We start from the raw sequence: 910 nt of genomic DNA on the forward strand, positions 1-910 counted from the left end.
GCAGCGGCCGGTGTTGCCGCCGCAGCCGGCGCCGCGCCCGGACCGGCCGGTGGCGGCGTGGGCCGTGCAACCGGTGCGACCGGCAAGATCACCGTGTTGGCGGACGGCTCGGCTTTCACCCAGCGCACGCCGAATTTATCGCCCAGCCGCACGACACTGTCGGCATGCCAGCCTTCCTTGTTGACGAGGATGGCCGACGCATTGCCCGTAAACGCTTTCAAGCTGACCGTGTCGCCTTGCCACACGAGGAATTGCTGGGCGTCGTACAGGGGAATGCTGCACACCTTGTCATTGCGGGGCGTCGTGATGCGGCCGGCGGACTGGCCGGTATCCTTGTCCAGCTTTTCCAGCTGGTTGACGCGGTCGATCCACACCCGGCCATCAGGCGACACGCCCCATTGCCGGATCCGCTCGCTGGCAATGCCCGGCTGCCACCATTCATCGCCATGGCACTGGCGGCCTGTATTGTCGGGCGAGTCGGCGGGCAGCGTGTACGTGTATTGCGCTTCCGGCGGCTGCAAAACTTGCGCGATGTCGCGTGCCTGCGGCGCCTCATCTTCGATCGGGCAGCGGCGAGCGCCCCACGCCGCATCCGGCTGCTGTGGCGCCTGGCCCAGGTCCGCCGCCAAATCGAATGCCAGCAATTGCCCGCCGTCCGGCTGCGTATAGCCGGCCCGCTGCACGCCTTCCATTGCAGGGGCGCCCAGCACGCCGTACAGCATATTGCCGTTCGACGAAGGGACCAGCGCCTGCAGGTCGCCTTCGACGTGCCGTTCCGTGATGATGCGGCCGCTGCGCGTGTCTTGCACGGCCAGGCGGGAGCGGTTGCGGCGGCCCGACTCATCCGGCTCCCGCGTGACGGTGGCCAGCCAGCGGCCGCGCGGATCGGCGGCCGACGCCAGCCAGCCGC

Annotated in this window: 1 protein-coding gene; it reads right to left on the reverse strand. The window is 69.0% G+C overall.

The features are described from left to right. A partial coding sequence (locus GM668_RS30750) for a hypothetical protein (protein ID WP_170305931.1) occupies window positions 1–910 on the reverse strand: 910 nt, incomplete at both ends.

Source organism: Pseudoduganella ginsengisoli, assembly GCF_009720865.1.
GTDB classification, from domain to species: Bacteria; Pseudomonadota; Gammaproteobacteria; order Burkholderiales; family Burkholderiaceae_D; genus Rugamonas; species Rugamonas ginsengisoli.